A 19,964-nucleotide genomic window follows, 5' to 3' on the forward strand; every position below is an offset into this window, starting at 1 on the left:
CGTTCAGGAGACCAGGCTCGGGTCCCAGGCGGTGGAGCGGGCCGAGTCGATGGTGGCCTGGCCCAGCACGCGGGTGCCCTGGTAGATCACCATGGTCTGGCCCGGGGCGACGCCGCGCATCGGCTCGATGAGCGTGGCCACCAGGACATTGCTGCCGTCTTCCTGCGCCTCGACGCGGGCGCGGGCATCGACCGGGTCCCCGTGCGCGCGAACCTGGACCATGCAGTCGAACTCGGTGCCTGCTGCCGCGTCGGCGATCGGCAGCCCGGCCCAGGAGATCCGGATGCCGCGCAGCTCGTCGACCGCCAGCAGGGCCTCGGGGCCGACGATGACCTTGTTTTCCTTGGGCCGGATCTCGAGCACGAAGCGCGGCTTGCCGTCGGCGGCCGGGGTGCCCAGCTTCAGGCCCTTGCGCTGTCCGACGGTGAAAGCGTGGGCGCCCTCGTGCTCGCCCAGGGCCTTGCCCTCCTGGTCGACGATGGCACCGGGTTCCATGTCGATGCGCTCGGCCAGCCAGCCGCGGGTGTCCCCGTCGGGGATGAAGCAGATGTCGTGGCTGTCGGGCTTGTTGGCCACCGAGAGCCCGCGGGCCTCGGCCTCGGCGCGGACCTCGGCCTTCGAGGGGGTGTCGGCCAGCGGGAAGATGCAGTGCTCCAGCTGCTCACGGGTGAGCACGCCCAGCACGTAGGACTGGTCCTTGGCCCAGTCGGCGGCGCGGTGCAGCTCCGGGTTGCCCTCGGAATCGCGGATCACCTTGGCATAGTGCCCGGTGCAGACCGCGTCGAAGCCCAGCGCGATGGCCTTTTCCAGCAGCGCGGCGAACTTGATCCGCTCGTTGCAGCGCATGCACGGGTTGGGGGTGCGCCCGGCCTCGTACTCGGCGATGAAGTCGTCGACCACGTCCTCCTTGAAGCGCTCGGAGAAGTCCCACACGTAGTAGGGGATGCCGAGCACGTCGCAGGCGCGCCAGGCGTCGTTGGAGTCCTCCACGGTGCAACAGCCGCGGGACCCGGTGCGCAGGGTGCCGGGCATGCGGGAAAGGGCCAGGTGCACGCCGACGACCTCGTGGCCTGCCTCGACCGCGCGTGCCGCCGCGACCGCGGAGTCGACCCCGCCGCTCATTGCTGCCAAAACCTTCATCGTGTGAACCCTGTCCCTGCCGTTTGGATGCTGCTGACTTGTGCGGCCATGCCGGCCTTTTTGGCGCGCGCGTATGCCTCGGGCAATGCGGCCACCAATTTCCCAACGTCGGCGGCGCCGGTTGTATGCCCGAGCGTGAAGCGTTGTGCGCCACGTGCCGTCGCCTCGTCCCGGCCCATGGCCAGCAACACGTGCGAGGGCCGCGGCACCCCGGCGGTGCAGGCCGAGCCGGTGGAGGAATGGATCCCGAGCATGTCCAGCACGAAGAGCAGCGAGTCGCCCTCGCAGCCCGGGAAGGTGAAGTGCGCGTTTCCCGGCAGCCGGGTGCCCGCGTGCCCGGGGTCCGCGGTGCCGTTGAACACGGCCTCGGGGACCAGCTGGCGCACTCCCTCGATGAGGGTGTCGCGCAGCGTGGCCAGGCGCTCGGACTCTGCCTCAAGGTTTGCCGCGGCCTGCGTGGCCGCGGCGGCGAACCCGGCTGCGGCAGCTGCATTCAGCGTGCCCGAGCGCAGGGCGCGTTCGTGCCCGCCGCCGTGCTGGACGGGGGTGAGCACCACGTCGCGGCGCACGAAGAGGGCGCCGATTCCCACCGGCCCGCCGATCTTGTGCCCGGAGACGGCCATGGTGGCCAGCCCGGAGCCGGCAAAGTCGGTGGGCACCGAGGTGAAGGCCTGGACCGCGTCGGAGTGCACCGGAATGCCGTGGGCGTCGGCGAGCGCAACAACCTTGGCCACGGGCTGGACGCTGCCGACCTCGTTGTTCGCCCACATGACGGTGACCAGGGCGATGTCGCGGGGGTTTTTCGCAATTTCGCATTCGAGCGCGGCGAGGTCGATGACGCCGTCGGCATCCACCGGCAGCCAGGTGACCTCCGCCCCCTCATGGGCCTGGAGCCACTCCACGGTGTCAAGGACCGCGTGGTGCTCGATGACCGAACAAATGATGCGGGTGCGCGCGGGGTCCGCGGCGTTCCGGTTCCAGTACAGGCCCTTGAGGGCGAGGTTGTCCGATTCGGTGCCGCCGGAGGTGAAAACGACCTCCGAGGGGTGCGCCCCGGCGGCGGCGGCCAGCCGTTCGCGGGCCTCCTCGGTGACGCGGTGGGCGCGGCGGCCGGCGCCGTGCAGCGAGGAGGGGTTGCCGGTCTGCGCCAGCTCATGGGTCATGGCGGCGAGCGCGGGGCCGGACATGGGTGTCGTGGCTGCGTGGTCTAGGTAAATGGGGCTCGTGGACACCGAACAATTCTAGCCCTGTTGCCGGTTGGGCGGGCGGAGTGATTGCTCACAGCTCCCCGCCCGCCCAACGGTGCACGTCCCGGAGGGAAAGTTAGTTCCCTTCCCCCTGGAAGTACTCCCCCGCCAGTTCCTCCGGGTCGAAGGGTTCGGTGTCGGGCGCGGGCAGCTCGTTGCGGGTGTCCCCCGCCGCATCGAGCCGGGAGTCGGCGTCGACTTCCCAGGCCTCGATGCCGGGGCAGGCCAGCAGGGCGTCGATCAGCCCGCGGCTGCCTCCGACGATGGTGGAGTCCTCATACAGCTCCGTGGACATCAGCCAGGCACGGTCCGCCGGCCAGGCCAGGTTGGGCGACTGGCGCTGTTCGCCCTGGGAGGTCCGTGCCCACAGCGGGCTGGCCAAATCCTGCCCATCGCCGCGGAAGACGTAGAAGGAGCGGTAGCCGGAGCCGATCTGCAGCGTCGGGGCATTCCTGATCTCGTCGGAGAATGCCGGGGCCTTCGCCTGGGCGGCGAGCTCCGCGGTGCGCCGCGCGTTCTCCTCCTCGCCCAGTGCGGGGTCCTCCTCGATCACGACCTCGACCTGGTCCCCGCCGTGGATGAACGCCAGGCCGTTCCACAGCGCCAGGTGGATTTCACCGGGGGTACCCGTGTGCGCCGCGAGCACCGGGGCGATGGCGCGCAATTCGTTGGCACCCAGGCCGTCCCAGCCCGGTGCCTCGCCCTCCCAGGAGTCCTCCGCCAGCGGCACCCCGTCCTCGCCGATCCCGGAGAGTGCGGCGAACTGCGCCAGGGCGTGCATGGTGCTGCCGCGCCGCTTGGCGATCGCATCCCAGCGCACGGGCTGCCCGTCCGGGCCCATGGCCGGGTGGAAGATCCGCACGTAGGCGGCGAAACCGCGCGGCACCTGCCCGGCCACCAGGTTTGCGGTGTCCGCGTCCCGGCCTTGTTCCTGCAGGGCCTGCACTATCCATGCGCCGGCATCGGGGGCGACGAAGTTCAAAGTCATTAGTACAGGGTACCCAAGCCCGCGCCCGTGGCGCGCCCGGTGGCCCGGAGCCGCCGCCGGGACTCCGTTGTGCCCTCCCAAAGCCTTCTAAAACTGGTATGAATGATCTAACAGATCATTGCAAGGAGCCCGCATGAGCATGTACCTACCCGCACTTCGCCATCCGGTCCACCGCTTTGCGCACCGCAGCATCGATTTCAACACGCAGGTCGCGTTGATGGCGATCATCAACCGCACCCCGGACAGCTTCTACGACTCCGGGGCGACCTTCGCCCTGGGCTCCGCGGTGGACGCGGCCCTGGAGGCAGTCGAGGCCGGTGCCGACTGGATCGACATCGGCGGGGTTCCCTTCTCCCCCGGGCCCGCCCTGTCCTGGCAGGAGGAGGCGCAGCGGATCGTCCCCGTCATCAAGGCGGTGCGCGCGCAAAGCAACGTGATCATCTCCGCCGACACGTTCCTGCCCGAGGTCGCCTCCGCCGCCATGGCGGCGGGCGCGGACGTCATCAACGACACCACCGGCCTGAGCAACCCGGAGCTCGGGCGGGTCGTGGCCGAGGCAGGGGCCCACCTGGTCATCACCCATTCGCTGGCCGCACCGCGCACCGTCTACCCGCGGCCGACCTATGACGACGTGGTGGCCGAGGTCACCGCCTACCTGCGCCGGAAGGTCGACTTCGCCCGCTCCCTGGGAATCGCCGAGGAGAAGATCATCGTGGACCCCGGGCACGACCTGAACAAGAACACGCTGCACACCCTGGCCATCACCGCCGGGTTCGAGGCCATCGCAGCACTGGGATACCCGAGCCTCGCGGCGGTCTCCAACAAGGACTTCATCGGCGAGTCACTGGACCTGCCCAAGTCCGAACGCACCGCGGGCTCCATGGCGGCGGCCACCATGTGCATCATGAACGGGGCGCGGATCATCCGCATGCACAACATCCCCGAGTCCGTCTCCACCATCCGGATGCTCGAGGCCGCGATGGGCTGGCGCGAGCCGGCCTATCTGGTGCACAACATGGGCGACGTCAATCCCCCGGCCCACCCCGGCCCCGCTTCGGCCCGCCTGGGCTCCGGGCGCCCGGCCGCCCGGGAAGGGGCCTGATGCGCCGCCTGCTGCCGGACCCGGCCCCGGACCTCGACGACGCCGGCGTGCTTCGCTCCTACGCGCCCCCGTCTGGCACCGACCCGTTCGTCCGCTTCAACTTCGTCTCCTCGATCGACGGGGCCGCGACGCTCGGCGGCCTCTCCGGTGGCCTGGGCGCCCGGGCGGACAAGCGCGTGTTCATGCTGCTGCGCCGGTCCGCCGACGTGATCCTGGTCGGTGCCGGAACCGTGCGGGCCGAAGGCTACGACGGGGAGCTGCTCGATGCGGCCTCGCGGGCCTGGCGCCTGGAGCGCGGCATGGCCGAGCGCCCGGTGCTGGCGGTGGTCTCCGGGAGCCTTGACCTGGACCCCGACGGCGAGCTCTTCACTGCGAACCCCGGCCAGATCCTGGTGCTCACCTCGGGCGCCGCGGACAGCGGACGGGCAGCGGCCCTGGGCGCGGTGGCCGAGGTCATCGCCGCCGACGCACCGAGTACCGCCATCGACCCCCGGTGGATCATCGAGACGCTGCACGGCAGGGGGCTGCGCGTGATCCACTCCGAGGGCGGGCCCACGCTCCTTGGCGACTTCCAGCGGGCGGATGCCGTGGACAGCCTCTGCGTGACCTACTCCCCCCTGCTGGTGGCCGGGGACTCGCGCCGGATTTCCCGCGGCACCCCCGCCGACGTGCCCCGGGAAATGGCGCTTCGCCTCTTGTTCGAGGAGGAGGGCAGCCTGCTGGCGGAATACCGCCGCCCCGATTCCGGCACCGGGCGGGACGGGCCAACACCCACCGGCTAACGGTAGGATCGCTTGAGCAACATCGCGCATCGATGCCTGCTCCCCGATCCGAAAGGCAGCCACGTGGCCCAGCGGCAAACCCACTATGAGGTACTGGGCGTTGCCCCCACCGCCAGCGCCACCGAGATCAAGTCGGCCTACCGCCGCGCGGCCCGGCTGACGCATCCGGACCACGGCGGAAACGCCCAGGACTTTGCCCGCGCCACGCTGGCCTACGAGACCCTCATCGACCCGGCGGCCCGCACCCGGTACGACCGCAGCTACGGCACCGAATCAAGCTACCTGCGCGGCAATGCGCCCGCCCCCGGCCCCGGCGGCGCGGCCGGCGGTGGCTCGATGCGCTTCGAGACCGGCGGCAGCCGCCCCGCGGCAACCGACGCCACCGTCTATGTGCCGGGCCTCGAGGACCCCGGTGCCGTGGACCGGGCGACCTCCGTCCGCCAGGTGCACGGCACCCCGCGCAAGCGCGGGATCTTCGGCGCCCAGGCCCGCCTGGCCCGCGAGAACCGCACCGTGCAATTGCTGACCCGCCAGGTGCTGCCCTCGCTGCCCTCCACGCGCCTGGTCAACGGGCTGCACGCCCCGGGCGGCGGCTACATCGACCATGTCCTGCTCGGCGGCTACCGGCTGGCGCTGATCCACTCCATGATGCTGCCCAAGGGCGTGTACCGCTGGGACGGGGCCTCGCTGCTGCGTGACGGCAAGCACATCGACCCGCCGCGCATCGCGCCGCTGGTGCACGACATGCAGCGCCTGTTCCCCGAGCTGAACGTCACGGGGTGGACGGTCATCCTGTCCCCGGACGGGAACCTGCACGAACCGGTCATCGACTACGCCCGCGGCGGCGAACCCGGGCCCATGAACGTGCTGAACGTCGTCAACGCCATCAACCTGGTGCGCGAAATGAAGATGTTCCTGGGCACCGGGCCGGCCCCGCATGTGGTGGATCGCACGATTTTGGCCCGCCTGCTGGGCGGAATGTACTAGCCGCGTGCGCCCCCGCGCCCCGCGCGGGGCGGGCGGGCCGCGCCACGGACGGGCCCGCTGCCGGCGGCGGGCCCCGCGCACCGTAAACTGGTGTGCGTGTTCCGAATCCTTTTTTACACTCCCGAAATTCCCGGCAATACCGGCAACGCCATCCGCCTGGCCGCGGTCACCGGCGCGCAGTTGCACCTCGTCGAGCCGCTGGGCTTCGACTTCGAGGACTCGAAGCTGCGCCGCGCCGGCCTTGACTACCACGACCTTGCCGTCGTGACCGTCCACAAGGACCTGGCCTCCGCCTGGGAGGCACTGGCCCCCACCCGTGTCTTCGCGTTCACCTCCGAGGGCGAGACGATGTACACGGACGTTTCCTACGAGCCGGGCGACGTGCTGCTCTTCGGCCCCGAGTCCGTCGGCCTGCCCGCCGAGGTCAAGGCAGATGCCCACGTCACCGCCACGGTGCGCCTGCCCATGCTGGAGGCCCGCCGCTCGCTGAACCTGGCCAACTCGGCCTCCATCGCCGTGTACGAGGCCTGGCGCCAGCACGGATTCGCCGGCACCGCCGCGCGCTAGGCGCCGCCCCTCGCCGGGCAGCCGAGACCCGGCCGGCACACAAGAAACACCTAGGCTTCTGGCCTATGCTTACACGTGGCCTTCCCCGGCCACCCAACTCGATTTCCAAAGGACGGCAACCCTCATGACCGGCATCGATCCCTCCATCCCCGCGCACCGCGGCGACGAGAACGACGAGAACCTCGGCATGGACCTCGTCGACCAGGTTTCCACCCAGGCCGAGCGCCCGGCCCGGCGCCCGCTGAAGCGCTGGATGTTCGTGGTCGCGGCCCTGGCCGTGGTCGTCATCGGGCTCGTCGCCGGGCTGGTGAACCTGATTCCGACCAACTACGTCTCCAAGGTCGAGCGCGCCTCCGACCAGGTTGTCGCGCAGGCGGATCTGGAGGACGGCGGGCACGCCGTGCTCACCACCTCGGCCAAGGCCGACGCCGGCATGGTCGAACTGACCGACCTGCCGCGCCTGGAAGCCAGCGAAACCTACGCGGTGTGGCTCATCGAGGCCTCCACCGACAGGCCCACCCTGCTGGCCAACGTGCTGCCCGACGAGGATCCCATCCGGGAGGGCTTCAACGGCGTCGGGAAGATCGGCTCGGTGATGGTCTCGCTGGAGCCGGCCGACGGCAGCAGCACCGCCCCGAGCACCGAGCCGCTCGCGGTCCTCGACCTCCCCGAGGCCAAGTAGCGCAGTTCCGGCGCCCCCGCGCCGCATACGACCGTGGGCCGGTCTCCCCTTGGAGGGAGACCGGCCCACGGTCGTATGCCGCCGGAATGGCCCGGGGCCCGGTCCGCCGGCTAGAAGCCGGCGATGGTGTCGGCGGCGTTGACCGCGACCACGTGGAAGGCCTCGGCCAGGGCGCCGGGGGCAAGGCCCGCCGCCGCGCCCTGGGCCTCGGACTGGGCGCGCACGTAGCGCTCCATGGCCGGCACGTCGGGGTGCTGGCTCAGGTGCTGGCGCAGCGCCGCAAGCTTCTTCTCGAACACCTGGGTGATTTCCACCCGGTGGTTCTCCCGCTCCGCCGGCGCCCCGTAGAGCCACAGCCACGGCAGCTTGTACGCCGCCAGGCCCTGCTCCAGCAGCTCCGGGTAGGAGAAGGGGTTCTCCACCGCCGGGTAGATCGCGCGGGTCACCGCCTCCCCGCACGCCAGGTGGTCGGGGTGCGAGCGCTGGATCCGCTCCCAGTTGCGTTCCGGGTGCATGGCCAGCACCACGTCCGGGCGCAGCGCGCGGATCAGCGCGACGACCTGCTTCATGACCCGGTGGTTCGGCTCCAGGAAGCCGTCGGCCTCCCCCAGGAAGTGCACGGTGTCAACGCCCACCAGGGCCGCGGCGGCACGCTGCTCGGCATGCCGGGTGGCGGTGATCTCCGCCGCGGTGCGCGCGTCGAAGCCGCCGGCGTCCCCGTCGGTCATGATGCAGTACTCGACCTGCACGCCCGCCGCGGTCCACGCCGCCACGGTGCCCGAGGCCCCGAAGTCCAGGTCGTCGGGGTGCGCGCCGAAGCACAGCACCCGCTGCACCCGGTGCACGGCCGGATCAAACAAACCCTGTCCCACGCCCTAGCCCTTGCGCCGGCGGATTTCGGCGGCGGCCTGCGGCAGCACCTGGGCCAGGTCGCCCACGATGCCCAGGTCCGCGATCTCGAAGACCGGCGCGTCGGGGTCCTTGTTGACCGCAATGATGGTCTTGGCTGTCTGCATGCCCGCCTTCTGCTGGATGGCCCCGGAGATGCCGGCGGAGATGTACAGCTGCGGGGAGACCGTCGTGCCGGTCTGCCCCACCTGGGCGGAGTGGTCGATCCACCCGGCGTCGGTGGCCGCGCGCGAGGCGCCCACCGCCGCGCCCAGGGCGTCGGCCAGGTCCTCGACGGGGCCGAAGTCCCCGTCAACGCCGCGGCCCCCCGCCACCACGAAGCGGGCCTCGGAGAGCTCCGGGCGCCCGGTGGCGGTGTGCTCGGCGGTGGCGGTGATGCGCGCCGCGACGGCGGTGTCCCCGAGCTCAAGCTCGTGCACCGGGGCCGCGGCGCCGGCGGCGGGCAGCTCCCCGGGCAGCTCGACGCTGTTGGCCTTCAGCGTGATCAGCGCCGGGCCGCGGGTCACCTGCGCCTTGACGGTGTAGCTGCCGGCGAGCACCGGCTTGGTCACGGTGAGGTCGGCGTCGACGTCGATGGCGTCGGTGATGACCCCGGCGTCAAGGCGCACGGCGGTGCGGGCGGCGATTTCGCGTCCCTCGACGGTGTTGGGCAGCAGCACCGCCGCGGCGTCGGAGGCGCGCACCGCGGCCTCCAGCAGCGAGACGGCGGGGGCAATGAGCCCGCTCGCGTCCAGGCCGCCGGCTGCGGCATAGAAGCCGGTGGCGCCGGCGGCGGCAAGCGACGCCAGCGCGGCGTCGTCGGCAGGACCGCCCAGCACCGCGGTGGCCTGCCCCAGGCGGGCGGCAAGGGCCAGCAGTTCGCGCTGCCCCTTGCTTGGAGTGCCGGCGGGGGCGTGGATGTATACCAAGATGTTCGACATGTTTTTCCCCTTGTTGGTGCTAGATCAGCTTGGCGTCGGCCAGGAAGTCCACCAGCGCGATGCCGGCGTCACCGGAATCGGTGATGACCTGCCCGCCCGCACGCGGCGGGCGGGGCGCGGCCTCGAGCACGCGGGTCGCGGACCCGGCGGCGCCAACGGCAGACCCGGCCAGGCCGAGCTCGGCGAGCGTGAGCGTGGTGGTCTTCTTCTTCTTGGCCGCCAGGATCCCCCGGAAATTCGGGTAGCGCGGCTCGTTGGCCTGGTCGGTGACGGAGACCAGCACCGGAAGCTCCGCCTCCAGCGTCTGCTCCCCGTCCTCGCCCTGGCGCACGCCGGTGACGACGCCGGAGCCGGGGGCGAGCTCCACCTTGGACAGGTTGGTCAGCTGCGCCACGCCCAGGCGTTCGGCCAGCTGCGCGGGGACCAGCGAGGTTTCGGCGTCGGTGGACGCCATGCCGGTGAGCACCACGTCGAAGCCGCCCAGGTGCTTGATGGCGGTGGCCAGCACCAGGGAGGTGGCCCCGGCGTCGGAACCGGCCAGCGCCGGATCACAAATGTGCACGCCCGCGGCCGCCCCCATCTGCAGGGATTTCTTCACGGCGTTTGCCGCCGCCTCCGGCCCCATGGTCATGGCCGTGACGGTGTTGCCGGCCTTGTCCCCGCCGCGGGACTCGGCCAGTGCCAGGGCCGCCTCGATGGCGTACTCGTCGAGTTCCGACAGGACGGAATCCTTGCGGTCAAGCCGCTGCCCCGGGCCGGTCAGGTGCCGCTCGAATTGGACATCGGGAACGTGTTTGACCAACACGAGAATGTTCAAGGGCGTGCCGGTGTTCTGGCTCATTGCTGCCTTTCTGGAAACTTGGACAGATCTGCGTGGGAAACGGCGGCCGGTGCGCACCGGTTGCCGCCAGGGGCGGGCGGGACCGGCCATGTTCCCGGACTCCATCGTATCGGTGCCCGGCACCGTCCGATGGCACGGCCCGGGCACCCCGTGCGGCGGGTTACATGCCAGGTTCGCGGCACCGACGCGGCAAACGCGGCGTGCCGGCAGCAGAGTCAATCCCCGCCCCGGCACGCCGCGCCTGCCCAGATTTCGCCGCGTTGCGCAGCATTTCGCCGTGTGTCACCCGGCGTCGCCGGCAGTGTTGCGCCGTGTGTCGGCCCCGCGGGGGCATCGCCCGGCTATCAGGTGGCCGGGGATTCCCCGACCGTCACCTTCGCCGTGGCCTCGGACCCGCCGCGGGTGTAGTGGATCTCGGCGGTGCCGCCCGCGGGGATTTCGCGGATCGCCGCGGTCAGCGAGGTGCTGTCGGAGATGATGCGGTCATCGACCCCGGTGATGATGTCCCCTTCCCTCAGGCCGGCCTTGGCCGCCGGGCTGTCGGCAACGACCTTCCTGACCTCGGCGCCGACGCTGAAGGAGGAGGATCCGCCGTCCTTCACGGTCGCCGGCTTGGCCATGACCTCGACGCCGAGCATGCCGTGCGAGGCGGTGCCGTCGGCGATGATGTCGTTGGCGATGCGCTTGGCGTAGTCGATCGGGATGGCGAAGCCCACGCCGATCGAGCCGCTGTCCGAGGAGCCCTCGGAGCCGGATCCGGAGGAGGCGATCGCGACGTTCACGCCGATGATGTCGCCGTTGACGTCGACCAGGGCACCGCCGGAGTTGCCGTGGTTGATGGCGGCATCGGTCTGGATCACGTTGATGAAGATCGAGCCCGCGGCCTTGGAACCCTGTTCGTCGGGGACGCCGGGGAACTCGAAGTTGAACTGGTTTCCGTTCCCCTCCTTCTCCGCACCCTCGCCTTCCTTGGGCACCGCCGAGGAGGCGACCGAGATGGTGCGGTTCAGCGTGGAGATGATGCCGTCGGTGACGGTGCCGCTCAGGCCCAGGGGGGCGCCGATGGCAATCGCGGTGTCGCCCACGTTCAGGGTGCCCGAGGCGCCCAGCGTGGCCGGAACCAGGTTCTGCGCGTCGATCTTGATCACTGCCAGGTCCGAGAGCGGGTCTGTGCCCACCAGGGTGCCGTCGTGCACCTTTCCGTCGGAGGTGCGCACCGAGATCGCCGGGCTGCCGGTGGTGCCGCCGAGGGTCACTACGTGCGTGTTGGTGAGGATGTGCCCGGCGGTGTCCAGGATGATCCCGGAGCCCGAGCCGGCTGACCCCGATCCCGAGACGTCCAGTGTCACGACGCTGGGGCTGGCCTTGGCAGCGGCCGCGGTGACCGCGGTGACGTTCTTCGGGTTGTTGATGACCACGTCGCCCTGCGGGGTCTGGGTGCTCGAGGTCACCGTCGATCCGGTGGACGACATCACGTAGTTGGCGCCCACGGCCCCGCCTGCACCCACCAGGGCGGCGGCGACCATGCCCACGATCAGGGCGCCGGAGGTGAACTTCTTCGGCGCGTTGTTCCGTGCCGGGGGCACGGGGAGCGCGAAGGCGGAGGCGTGTTCCTCGGGAGTCGGGGTCCCATAGGGCGAGTCGGCGTGCGCCGGCGGCGTGTTCCACGCGTGTGGCGGTGCCGGCTGCTGGGCGGGTTGCTGCGGTTGCGCGCCGGGCGCGGATTCCTGCCCGGGCGCACCGGTGTGGCGCGGCAGTGCCTGGGTTGGGTCGGCTGCACCGTCGATCCTGGCCACCGGGGCCTGTGGTTCGGCCGCGGCATCCGGCGCGCTGGCCGGGGTGGTTGGCGGTGCCACGGGGCGCGGCGGCACAGCCCCGGACTCGGGCTGCGATTCGCCGTCGGCCGGGGTGCCCGGGTTCTTTGACTCGTTCTCGCTCATGGCTCTGCTTCCCATCCTGAAGGTGGACAATCCTGCGTTTCCTGGTATCAACTATGCCCGTTTGGGCTGTGGCGGCGAAAAGGAAGACCTGAGTGTCAGCTGTGAGAATGCGCTATTCCGCAACCCCCTGCCCGATGCACCGGCGATTCTGTGGACTCGCGCCGATCGCACCCATAGAATCAACATCGACAGCAGAAACCGGAAAGTTGCGAGTATCCATGCTCCCGGCCCGGTGCCTCTGCGGCCGACCATGCAAGGGTGAAGGAAAAATATGAAGTCGCTCCCCCGGCGGATGGCAGTTGTTGCCTCCGCAGGAATCTTGTCCCTGTTCATGCTTGCACAACCGGCCTCGGCCGACTCCCCGGTGCAGATTCCCCCGGGCGAATTCGTGGTGGACCAAGCGCGGGTTCTGGGGTCCGACGCCACCGAGGTGACCGACGCGGTGAACCAGCTGCGCCTTGACACCGGGCAGTCGCTCTTCGTGATCTACGTTGACACCTTTTCCAATCCCGACGACCCCGACGACTGGGTTCGCGAGGTGGCCGCGAACAAGCAGATGGGCAGCAGCGACTCGGTCCTGGCCATTGCGGTCGAGCAGCGCCAGGCGCGGTTCGTGTCCCAGGAGAATGGCGACATCGTCGAACACGACCAGGAAATCTTCACCAAGCTGGTCAGTCCGCAATTGTCGCGTGACGACTGGGCCGCCGCGGCACTCGGCGCCGTCACCGGCATCGAGAACGTCGCCGAGGGCAACACGCCCACCGGGGAAGAGGCGCCGAGCGGTTCCGAGGGCTCGGGCGGATCCGGCGGCGGCGCCGGATGGATCCTGGTCGGCGGCGTCGCGGTCGTCGGCGGCGCCACCGCGTGGGCGCTGGCGCGCCGCAAGAAACTGCCGGCCGGTCCCCCGCAGGTGGCCACGGGCCCCGACGGCAAGCCGCTGGACCCGTTCGCATCGCTCAGCATCCCCGACCTGCGCACCAAGGCCGGCAGCCTGCTCATTGCCGCCGACGACGCCATCCGTTCCTCCGAGCAGGAGGTCGGCTTCGCGCAGGCGCAATTCGGCGAGGCGGCAGTCAAGCCCTTCGCCGAGGACATCGAGGCGGCCAAGGCCCACATGTCCGAGTCCTTCAAGTTGCAGCAGCAGCTCGACGACCACATCCCCGACACCGAGGCCGACCAGCGCTCCTGGCTCGGGGAGATCATCCGCCGCTGCGAGGCGGTGAACGAAACCCTGGAGGCGCACACCGAGGAATTCGCGTCGCTGCGCGAACTCGAGAAAAACGCCCCCGAGGCGGCCGCCTCGCTCAAGGCGCAGATCGACCCGATGCGCCAACGCGTCAGCTTGGTCCAGGACCAGCTCACCGAGCTCGCCGCCCGCTACACCGACGGTGCGCTGCACCAGGTCCACACCAACATCGCCGAGGCCACCGACCGGCTGGACTTCGCCAACACCGCGGTGCTCACCGCGGAGGCGAAGATCGCGGCCTCCGAATCATCCGAGGCCGCCGTGGCGGTGCGCGCCGGCGAGGACGCCGTGCACCAGGCCACCGTGCTGCTTGACGCTGTGGCCCATGCCGGGGACGACCTCGACAAGGCCCGGGCCGACCTCGAGTCCCTCGTTTCCACCGCCGCCAAGGACCTGGCCCAGGGCCGCGCCCTGGTCGCCAACGGCTCCAACCCCGAGCTTGCGGGTTCCGTCGCCGTCCTGGAGGCCGCGCTTTCCTCGGTCCAGTCCCAGGTAGGCAGCGGCCGGGTGGACCCGGTGGCCCTCGTTGCGGAGGTCGACGCGGGACTGCGTCCGCTCAATGAGCAGCTGAACCAGATCCGCGACCAGCAGGAACGCGCCAACCGTGCCGCCGAGTCGCTGCAGGCGGCCATCCGCACCGCGCAGATGAAGATCAGCGGCACCGACGACTTCATCCGGGCACGGCGCGGCGGAGTCGGCGCCACGGCGCGCACCCGCCTGGCCGAGGCCCAGCGCAACCTCGAGGAGGCCCTGCGCCTCGCTCCCTCGGACCCGCTCAATGCCCTGTCCCATGCCGAGCACGCCTCCGCACTGGCCGACCAGGCAGCACGCGAGGCGGAAAGCGACGTCGACGGCTTCGGCGGCGGTTTCGGCGGCGGCGGCTTTGGCGGTGGACGCGGCGGAGGCAGCGGGCTGGGGGGTGCCATCCTCGGCGGCATCCTCATCGATTCCATCCTGCGCGGCGGTTCGCACTCGGGGGACTCCGGCGGAGGCCTCTTTGGCGGCGGCGGCTTCGGCGGCTTCGGCGGGGGCGGCGGCGGAGGGTTCGGCGGCGGCTTCGGCGACGGAGCGGGCGGCAGCTTCTAGGGGCCGGCCTGCAGCACGGACCCCGGGCGGGCCCGTTCCAAAGATTGCAGCACTGCGGTTCCGGAACCCGGAAGCGCGACAGGGAAAAGTTCAACAAGTCAGTCAACGAAAGGTCTCACCGTGGTAAAGCAGTCTATTTTTGGTCGTGTAGCCCAGCTGGCCAAGGCCAACATCAACGCCATGCTCGATTCGGCGGAAGATCCGCAGAAGATGCTCGACCAGATGGTGCGCGACTACACCGACAACATCGCCGAGGCCGAAACGGCGGTGGCGCAGACCATCGGCAACCTGCGCATGATCGAGGAAGACTACACCGAGGATGTCCAGGCCGCCTCGGACTGGGGCAACAAGGCGCTGGCTGCCTCGGGCAAGGCGGACGAGTTCCGTTCCTCCGGCGACGGCGCAAACGCCGACAAGTTCGATTCGCTGGCCAAGGTCGCCATCCAGCGCCAGATGCAGGCGGAGGCGGAGGCGAAGTCGGCCGAGCCGACCATCACCTCGCAGCGTGACATCGTGGATAAGCTCAAGACCGGCCTGGACGCCATGAAGTCCAAGCGCCAGCAGCTGGTCTCCAAGCGCGACGAACTCGTTGCCCGTGCCAAGTCCGCCCAGGCGCAGAACCAGGTGCAGGAGGCCGTGAAGAGCATCGACATCATGGACCCCACCAGCGAGGTCAGCCGCTTTGAGGAAAAGATCCGCCGCGAGGAAGCCCGCGTGCGCGGCGCCGCCGAGCTTGCCTCCTCCTCGCTCGACGCCCAGTTCAACTCGCTGGAGGACCTGGGCGAGCAGACCGAGATCGATGCCCGCCTCGCCGCGCTGAAGGCTCCGAAGGCCGCGCCTTCGATCACCACCGGCGAATAGCCCCGCCGGACCGATCTTCGACCGCCACCTGCGGGCTGGCGCCTGAGGGGGCGGACGGAGGCGACACCCCGGCATCATGCCCGGGGTCCCGCCACCGTCCGCCCCCTTTTTTGCTGCCCGGATGCTTCCCCGCACAAATTGGAGGCACGGCTGGCGCCGGGTCGGCTGGATGACCGGCCGGATCACGTTGTTGTCCACAGATTTCCACCGGGTCTGGAAACCCGGCCGCGTCATCGGCCATGCTCAATGGCATGCACAACGACGAGTACTTTCGGATCTCTAGCCCGGGCCGAGGGCACGCCGGCCCAGGCCAAGGTCGCACATCGGGCGGGGCGGATCGCCTGCGCTCGCTGCTCGCCGCGCAGGACTACTTCGTCGCCACCGCCACGGAGCTGTCCGCCGCGGCGAGCTCCCCCACCGAGGCCGCAGCGCTTGCGCTGATAATTGAGCAGGCCCACCGGCGCGCTTCCTACCTGCAGATCCTCGCCGCCCAAGGTGCCCGGAAGACCCTCGCGCATGAGCTGCCCCTCGAAACCCTGGAGCAGCTCTCCGCGGCGATCACCTCACCGGCCCCGTTCCTCGCCGGTGAGGTGGAGCTCCCGGCGGATCCCGCGACCACACCGACCGGACGGCTGCCCCATAAGGACACCGCCGACCTGCTGCAACACTTGTTGGGGACCGGCTACTTCGAGGCCCGCGATCGCGTCAAGGCCGCGGACGCGCTCCTCCCCCAGACTGATGTCAACGGGATCGGCCGCGCGGCGCGCTATCCGCAGCTTTCAGCCGATGCCCAGGCAGGGACGATCGATCCCAGGCATGCAATGCAGGCCGCGAGAAAGCTCGACAAGGCCGCGCCTGTCATCCGAAAACAGCCCGATCCCGCGCAGCTGTCCCGCATCCTGGAGTCCCAGGTCCTGGAGTCATTGCACGCCCAGGGTCCGCAATCCACCGGCAAGTTGATCACCGCCTGGCAACGCACCCTCGAGGAGTCCGCCCCCGGCGAGCCCGATGCCGAAGAGATCTGCGCCAAGACCGGGATCTTCCTCACCCGACGCACGGAACACTTCTCGTACTTCAGCCTCTGCATGCTCAATGTCGAGGCTGAGATCTTCCTGTCGCACTTCGCGAACGCCGACAACCCCCGCACCGCCGCCGGCAACCGCGAGGCTCTTGCCCGCGACGCTGCCAACCGCGCCGGGACTCCGGCGGCAAACAGCTCCGGCAACGTTGGGGAGGACGACGACGCACCCCGCCTCCCCGCGTGGGCAGCCGACCCGACGACCCCGGTTGGCGAACTCCCCCGCGCCGCCTACACGGACCTCGGCATGGCGGCGGGCCAAGGACATACGTCGGCATCTTCAGCGCAGGGCCCACGGGCCGCAGAGCCCTCCGTTGACTGGCAACCGAACTCTCCGGGAGGCGACGGGCTCACACCGGCTCGGCGCCGCCTGCAGTCAATCCTCAACGTCCTGCGAAGAGTCGGGGAAAGCACCGGGAAGAACGGCAAGGGCCTTGCCCGGTCCACCTTGGTGGTCCATTGCCAACTCGAAACCCTCCTGGGTCTGGCCGAGCGGGCCGGCATCACTTCCCACGGACTGGATGTCAGTCCGGGCGAGCTCAGGCGACTGCTGTGCGATGCCGGCGTATTGCCCATCGTTTTCAACAGCAAAAGCCAGATCCTCGATCTTGGTCGCGAACAGCGCTACGTGCCCGACCACATTCGAGAAGCGGTTCTGGCCAGGGACGGCGGTTGCCTGGTTCCGGGATGCACGGTGCCGCCCGAACACTGCGAAATCTGCCATATAGATGCGTGGGAAGACGGCGGGGTCACCAGTGCAGAAAACTCCGGTCCGGCCTGCAGCGCCCACCACCATGATTTCCATTCCGGAAAGCTGGGTCTGGTCCGGGACGGCAATGGCTTGCCGGCGGTCTTGTTGCCCAAATATCTCGACCCAGAACAACTTCCGAGACGCAACGACCATTGGCAACGGAGACGGCAAACCATACCCACATTGTTCTAGGCGGCTCGACTGCTATGCCCCAGATCGGACGTGCATGGTTAACGCAAGAAAGGCCCTGCAGATCCGAAAATCCGCAGGGCCTTCATTGTGGAGATGGGGAGAATTGAACTCCCGTCCGATGTGGTGTTGCCAGGTCTTCTCCGGGCGCAGTTTGCGTTGGAATTTCTCTGCCCCAGCCGTCATGCAAACAAGCGGCTGGTCCGGGCACAGTTACCTAAATTATGCGGGTTGTTCCGGTAACACTAACTTCCCGCAGTGGCTATCTAAATGACGTAAGGATCAGGGGCGATAGCATCCCCTGGCTTACGGACTGTCTGGCTGCTTAGGCAGCGAGAGCGAAGTCAGTGCGCTTTGAGTCGGCACTTATTGTTTTGCAAAGAGCGTTTACGAGATAACTTTGCATCCTCGGCCCGCTTCACATGTCGCGACTCACACCGTCGAAACCGATCATCCCCGTATTTTGTTGTCAACGGGCAACTTGCGTCACCCCAACCACACGGATTAACCGCGTGCATCTAGTCTAACGCACAATCGCCCCACGTCTATTCCCCCTCGGCTTCCGCCCAATCGGTGCAGGCAGACGGTGAATTTCGGCCTCGGCAGCGAGCAGTTACTCGCGCGCTCCTCGATTGCGTTCCCGCATGGTGCGCAGGGCCTCGCGGTTGTCCTGCTTCTCACGCAGGCTCTGGCGCTTGTCGTATTCCTTCTTGCCGCGCGCCACACCGATTTCGATCTTGGCGCGCCCGTTCTTGAAATACAGGCTCAGCGGAACGATTGTGAGACCGGATTCGTTGATCTTGCGTTCGATCTTCAGTAGCTCCTGGCGATGCAGGAGCAGCTTGCGACGCCGCCTTGCTGCGTGGTTTGTCCACGAGCCATTGAGGTATTCCGGAATGTAGACGTTCTCCACGTACAACTCATTGCGGTAGAACTGGCCGAATCCATCAACCAGCGATGCCTTGCCCTCACGTAGGGACTTCACCTCGGTGCCGCTAAGCACCATTCCGGCTTCGTAGGTATCGAGAATCTCGAAATCATGTCGGGCCTTGCGGTTGCTGGCAACAATCTTCTGTTCCGGGTCTTTTTTAGACACGTGGTCAACTCCTCTCCGCGAGTGGTTTCGCCACTTGGCGAGCTTATAGCTTACCGCTAGAGAAGTCCCAATGGGTTGACGGCCGCACCGTTGACAATGGTTTCAAAGTGCATGTGGCAACCGGTGGAGTTGCCCGTCGTGCCGACATACCCGATCAACTGGCCCTGATTCACGTTCTGGCCGACTCCGACCACGACGCGTTGCATGTGGTGGTAGTTTGTGGCCAGTGCCCTGCCCTTGACCACGCCATGGCTGATGGTGACCTTGTTTCCGGAGCTTCCGCCCCAACCGGCCATCCAGACTTCGCCGTCCGCGGCGGCAAACACCGGCGAGCCGCATTGACCGCCGAAGCCCCAGTCGACCCCGGCGTGCACGTAGCCACCCCGCCCGCCGTAGTCGATGGTTCCGGCGGGGGTTGGCCGCCAGCCAAAGCCCGAGGTCTGCCGTCCACCGGAAACCGGCTTGACAAGGCCCCAGGAGCTGCGCTCCGGCACGGCCTGCGGCGCAGGGGCTACATACTTGGGCTTGACGTACGTGTTCTTTTTCTTCTGGCGCGCGGCTTCTTCCCTGGCTTCCTTCGCCCGGGCCGCTTCCTCACGTTCCCACTTGGCCTTCGCTTCAGCAATACGCTTGCGCTCGGCCTCCGCCGCCTTGCGCTTGCGCTCGGCTTCCTCGCGGATCAAGCGCTCTTGACGTTCCTTGATCTGCCCGTTGATCTTTACCTGGTTCGCTTCCTCGGCGCGCAGTTTCTGCTGGATACGCGGACGCTGGGCCAGCAGTTCGGCGCTCAAGGCATCGGTCTGGGAGATGATCCCATCGAGCTGCTTCTTCTTGGACTCGGCATCATCTCGGGCAACTTGCTCACGCGCCAGTGCCGCATCGGCGGCGGCCTTGAGATCGGTGATCTCGGCTTCCACCGCAGCCAGTCGCAATTTCGCATTGGCGTCTGTCGCCGACTGTTCTGACAAGGCATCGAGAGCGGCATTCTGTGACCGCATGGCCTGGTCGGCAAGATCCATGCCGGCCGCCAGATTGCCGTCGGATGTGGCGTTCAACAGGAGGGAAAGATCGGAGGAAACACCTCCGCGCTTATAGGCTTCCGTTGCTATCTGCCCGATGATTTCCTTGGAATCCTCGAGCTTCGCCTTGCCCTCGGCAATCTTCACGTTTAGCTGGTCGCGCGTTTCGCGGGCCGCCTGGACCCTTCGGGCAAGATCGGCTGCCTCATCGGCTGCCCGGCGCACCCTGCCCTGGGCATCGGCCAAGGCTTGTTCTGCGCCGGGAAGCTGTGCCTGCAACCCACGAAGCTTGGCATCGGTGACCTTGATGTCGTCGTCCAGGACCTCCAGGTCCTCGGAAAGGTGGTCGATGTTCTGTTCAACCTGAACCTTGCGGTCATCTAGCTCATCGGCGTGGGCGCCTACGCCTCCGGAAACCAAGAGTGCGATCGACAACGCACCCACCGTTCCCGAACGCGCCATTCGGCACCATACTGCTTTGGCTAACATAAATGTCCTTTGAGTCTTCGGTGGTGAACTGAATCTTTCATAAG

General features: G+C 68.6%; 17 protein-coding genes and 1 other RNA gene. 8 read left to right on the plus strand and 10 right to left on the minus strand.

The genetic code is table 11. The annotated features are described in order from the left end of the window. Nucleotides 1–3: 3 nt before the first annotated feature. The 3 genes from mnmA to AC6CHY_RS08280 form a co-directional block, all read right to left on the minus strand. Nucleotides 4–1,140: a tRNA 2-thiouridine(34) synthase MnmA gene (gene mnmA, locus AC6CHY_RS08270; protein WP_498226458.1), complete on the minus strand. Its 1,137-nt coding sequence runs from the start codon at nucleotides 1,138–1,140 to the stop codon at nucleotides 4–6. Further along, nucleotides 1,137–2,372: a cysteine desulfurase family protein gene (locus AC6CHY_RS08275; RefSeq protein ID WP_498226459.1), complete on the minus strand. Its 1,236-nt coding sequence runs from the start codon at nucleotides 2,370–2,372 to the stop codon at nucleotides 1,137–1,139. The genes mnmA and AC6CHY_RS08275 overlap by 4 nt, the downstream gene beginning before the upstream one ends. Before the next feature lie 91 nt (nucleotides 2,373–2,463). Continuing rightward, a complete protein-coding gene (locus AC6CHY_RS08280) occupies nucleotides 2,464–3,375 on the minus strand; it encodes a hypothetical protein (RefSeq protein ID WP_498226460.1) in 912 nt (303 codons plus the stop codon). 133 nt (nucleotides 3,376–3,508) lie between these two features. Between AC6CHY_RS08280 and folP the strand changes: the two genes are divergently transcribed. The 5 genes from folP (at nucleotide 3,509) to AC6CHY_RS08305 (ending at nucleotide 7,495) form a co-directional block, all read left to right on the plus strand. Then, entirely contained in the window at nucleotides 3,509–4,477 is a 969-nt protein-coding gene (gene folP, locus AC6CHY_RS08285; RefSeq protein WP_217389915.1) for a dihydropteroate synthase, read from the plus strand. Further along, nucleotides 4,477–5,259, plus strand: a complete 783-nt coding sequence (locus AC6CHY_RS08290) for a dihydrofolate reductase family protein (protein WP_498226461.1) — start codon at nucleotides 4,477–4,479, stop codon at nucleotides 5,257–5,259. Before folP ends, AC6CHY_RS08290 begins: the two co-directional genes overlap by 1 nt. A gap of 63 nt (nucleotides 5,260–5,322) precedes the next feature. Beyond that, on the plus strand, nucleotides 5,323–6,246 hold the full coding sequence (locus AC6CHY_RS08295) for a J domain-containing protein (RefSeq protein ID WP_498226462.1): 924 nt from the start codon (nucleotides 5,323–5,325) through the stop codon (nucleotides 6,244–6,246). A 96-nt stretch (nucleotides 6,247–6,342) separates the two neighbouring features. Beyond that, on the plus strand, nucleotides 6,343–6,813 hold the full coding sequence (locus AC6CHY_RS08300) for a tRNA (cytidine(34)-2'-O)-methyltransferase (RefSeq protein WP_498226463.1): 471 nt from the start codon (nucleotides 6,343–6,345) through the stop codon (nucleotides 6,811–6,813). Between the two features lie 124 nt (nucleotides 6,814–6,937). Further along, nucleotides 6,938–7,495, plus strand: coding sequence for an anti-sigma factor domain-containing protein (locus tag AC6CHY_RS08305; protein WP_336245134.1), 558 nt, complete (start codon nucleotides 6,938–6,940; stop codon nucleotides 7,493–7,495). A gap of 110 nt (nucleotides 7,496–7,605) precedes the next feature. Here the strand turns inward: AC6CHY_RS08305 and AC6CHY_RS08310 are convergent, their stop codons facing one another. The 4 genes from AC6CHY_RS08310 to AC6CHY_RS08325 all read right to left on the minus strand — a co-directional run bounded on the left by AC6CHY_RS08310 (nucleotide 7,606) and on the right by AC6CHY_RS08325 (nucleotide 12,105). Continuing rightward, nucleotides 7,606–8,367: a PIG-L deacetylase family protein gene (locus tag AC6CHY_RS08310; RefSeq protein ID WP_498226464.1), complete on the minus strand. Its 762-nt coding sequence runs from the start codon at nucleotides 8,365–8,367 to the stop codon at nucleotides 7,606–7,608. A 3-nt stretch (nucleotides 8,368–8,370) separates the two neighbouring features. Beyond that, nucleotides 8,371–9,324, minus strand: a complete 954-nt coding sequence (locus tag AC6CHY_RS08315; protein WP_498226465.1) for an electron transfer flavoprotein subunit alpha/FixB family protein — start codon at nucleotides 9,322–9,324, stop codon at nucleotides 8,371–8,373. A 19-nt stretch (nucleotides 9,325–9,343) separates the two neighbouring features. Then, the gene (locus tag AC6CHY_RS08320) at nucleotides 9,344–10,165 is read right to left on the minus strand and encodes an electron transfer flavoprotein subunit beta/FixA family protein (protein ID WP_217389920.1); all 822 of its coding nucleotides are present in this window, start codon (nucleotides 10,163–10,165) and stop codon (nucleotides 9,344–9,346) included. 344 nt (nucleotides 10,166–10,509) lie between these two features. Next, entirely contained in the window at nucleotides 10,510–12,105 is a 1,596-nt protein-coding gene (locus AC6CHY_RS08325; RefSeq protein ID WP_498226466.1) for a S1C family serine protease, read from the minus strand. Nucleotides 12,106–12,436: 331 nt separating this feature from the next. On the opposite strand from AC6CHY_RS08325, the gene AC6CHY_RS08330 reads away from it, so the two are divergent. The 3 genes from AC6CHY_RS08330 to AC6CHY_RS08340 all read left to right on the plus strand — a co-directional run bounded on the left by AC6CHY_RS08330 (nucleotide 12,437) and on the right by AC6CHY_RS08340 (nucleotide 17,319). Further along, nucleotides 12,437–14,437 (plus strand): TPM domain-containing protein, encoded by a 2,001-nt coding sequence (locus AC6CHY_RS08330; RefSeq protein WP_254456251.1) that lies wholly within the window; start codon nucleotides 12,437–12,439, stop codon nucleotides 14,435–14,437. A gap of 120 nt (nucleotides 14,438–14,557) precedes the next feature. Continuing rightward, nucleotides 14,558–15,298, plus strand: a complete 741-nt coding sequence (locus AC6CHY_RS08335; protein ID WP_217389923.1) for a PspA/IM30 family protein — start codon at nucleotides 14,558–14,560, stop codon at nucleotides 15,296–15,298. Between the two features lie 251 nt (nucleotides 15,299–15,549). Then, nucleotides 15,550–17,319, plus strand: coding sequence for an HNH endonuclease signature motif containing protein (locus tag AC6CHY_RS08340; protein ID WP_498226467.1), 1,770 nt, complete (start codon nucleotides 15,550–15,552; stop codon nucleotides 17,317–17,319). Between the two features lie 85 nt (nucleotides 17,320–17,404). Here AC6CHY_RS08340 and ssrA read toward each other — a convergent pair. The 3 genes from ssrA to AC6CHY_RS08355 form a co-directional block, all read right to left on the minus strand. Further along, nucleotides 17,405–17,774: a transfer-messenger RNA gene (gene ssrA / locus AC6CHY_RS08345) on the minus strand. Between the two features lie 155 nt (nucleotides 17,775–17,929). Beyond that, the gene (gene smpB, locus AC6CHY_RS08350; RefSeq protein ID WP_217389925.1) at nucleotides 17,930–18,412 is read right to left on the minus strand and encodes an SsrA-binding protein SmpB; all 483 of its coding nucleotides are present in this window, start codon (nucleotides 18,410–18,412) and stop codon (nucleotides 17,930–17,932) included. A 56-nt stretch (nucleotides 18,413–18,468) separates the two neighbouring features. Next, entirely contained in the window at nucleotides 18,469–19,920 is a 1,452-nt protein-coding gene (locus tag AC6CHY_RS08355; protein WP_217389926.1) for a peptidoglycan DD-metalloendopeptidase family protein, read from the minus strand. Nucleotides 19,921–19,964: the final 44 nt, after the last annotated feature.

This window comes from Paeniglutamicibacter sp. GQ140, assembly GCF_059759235.1.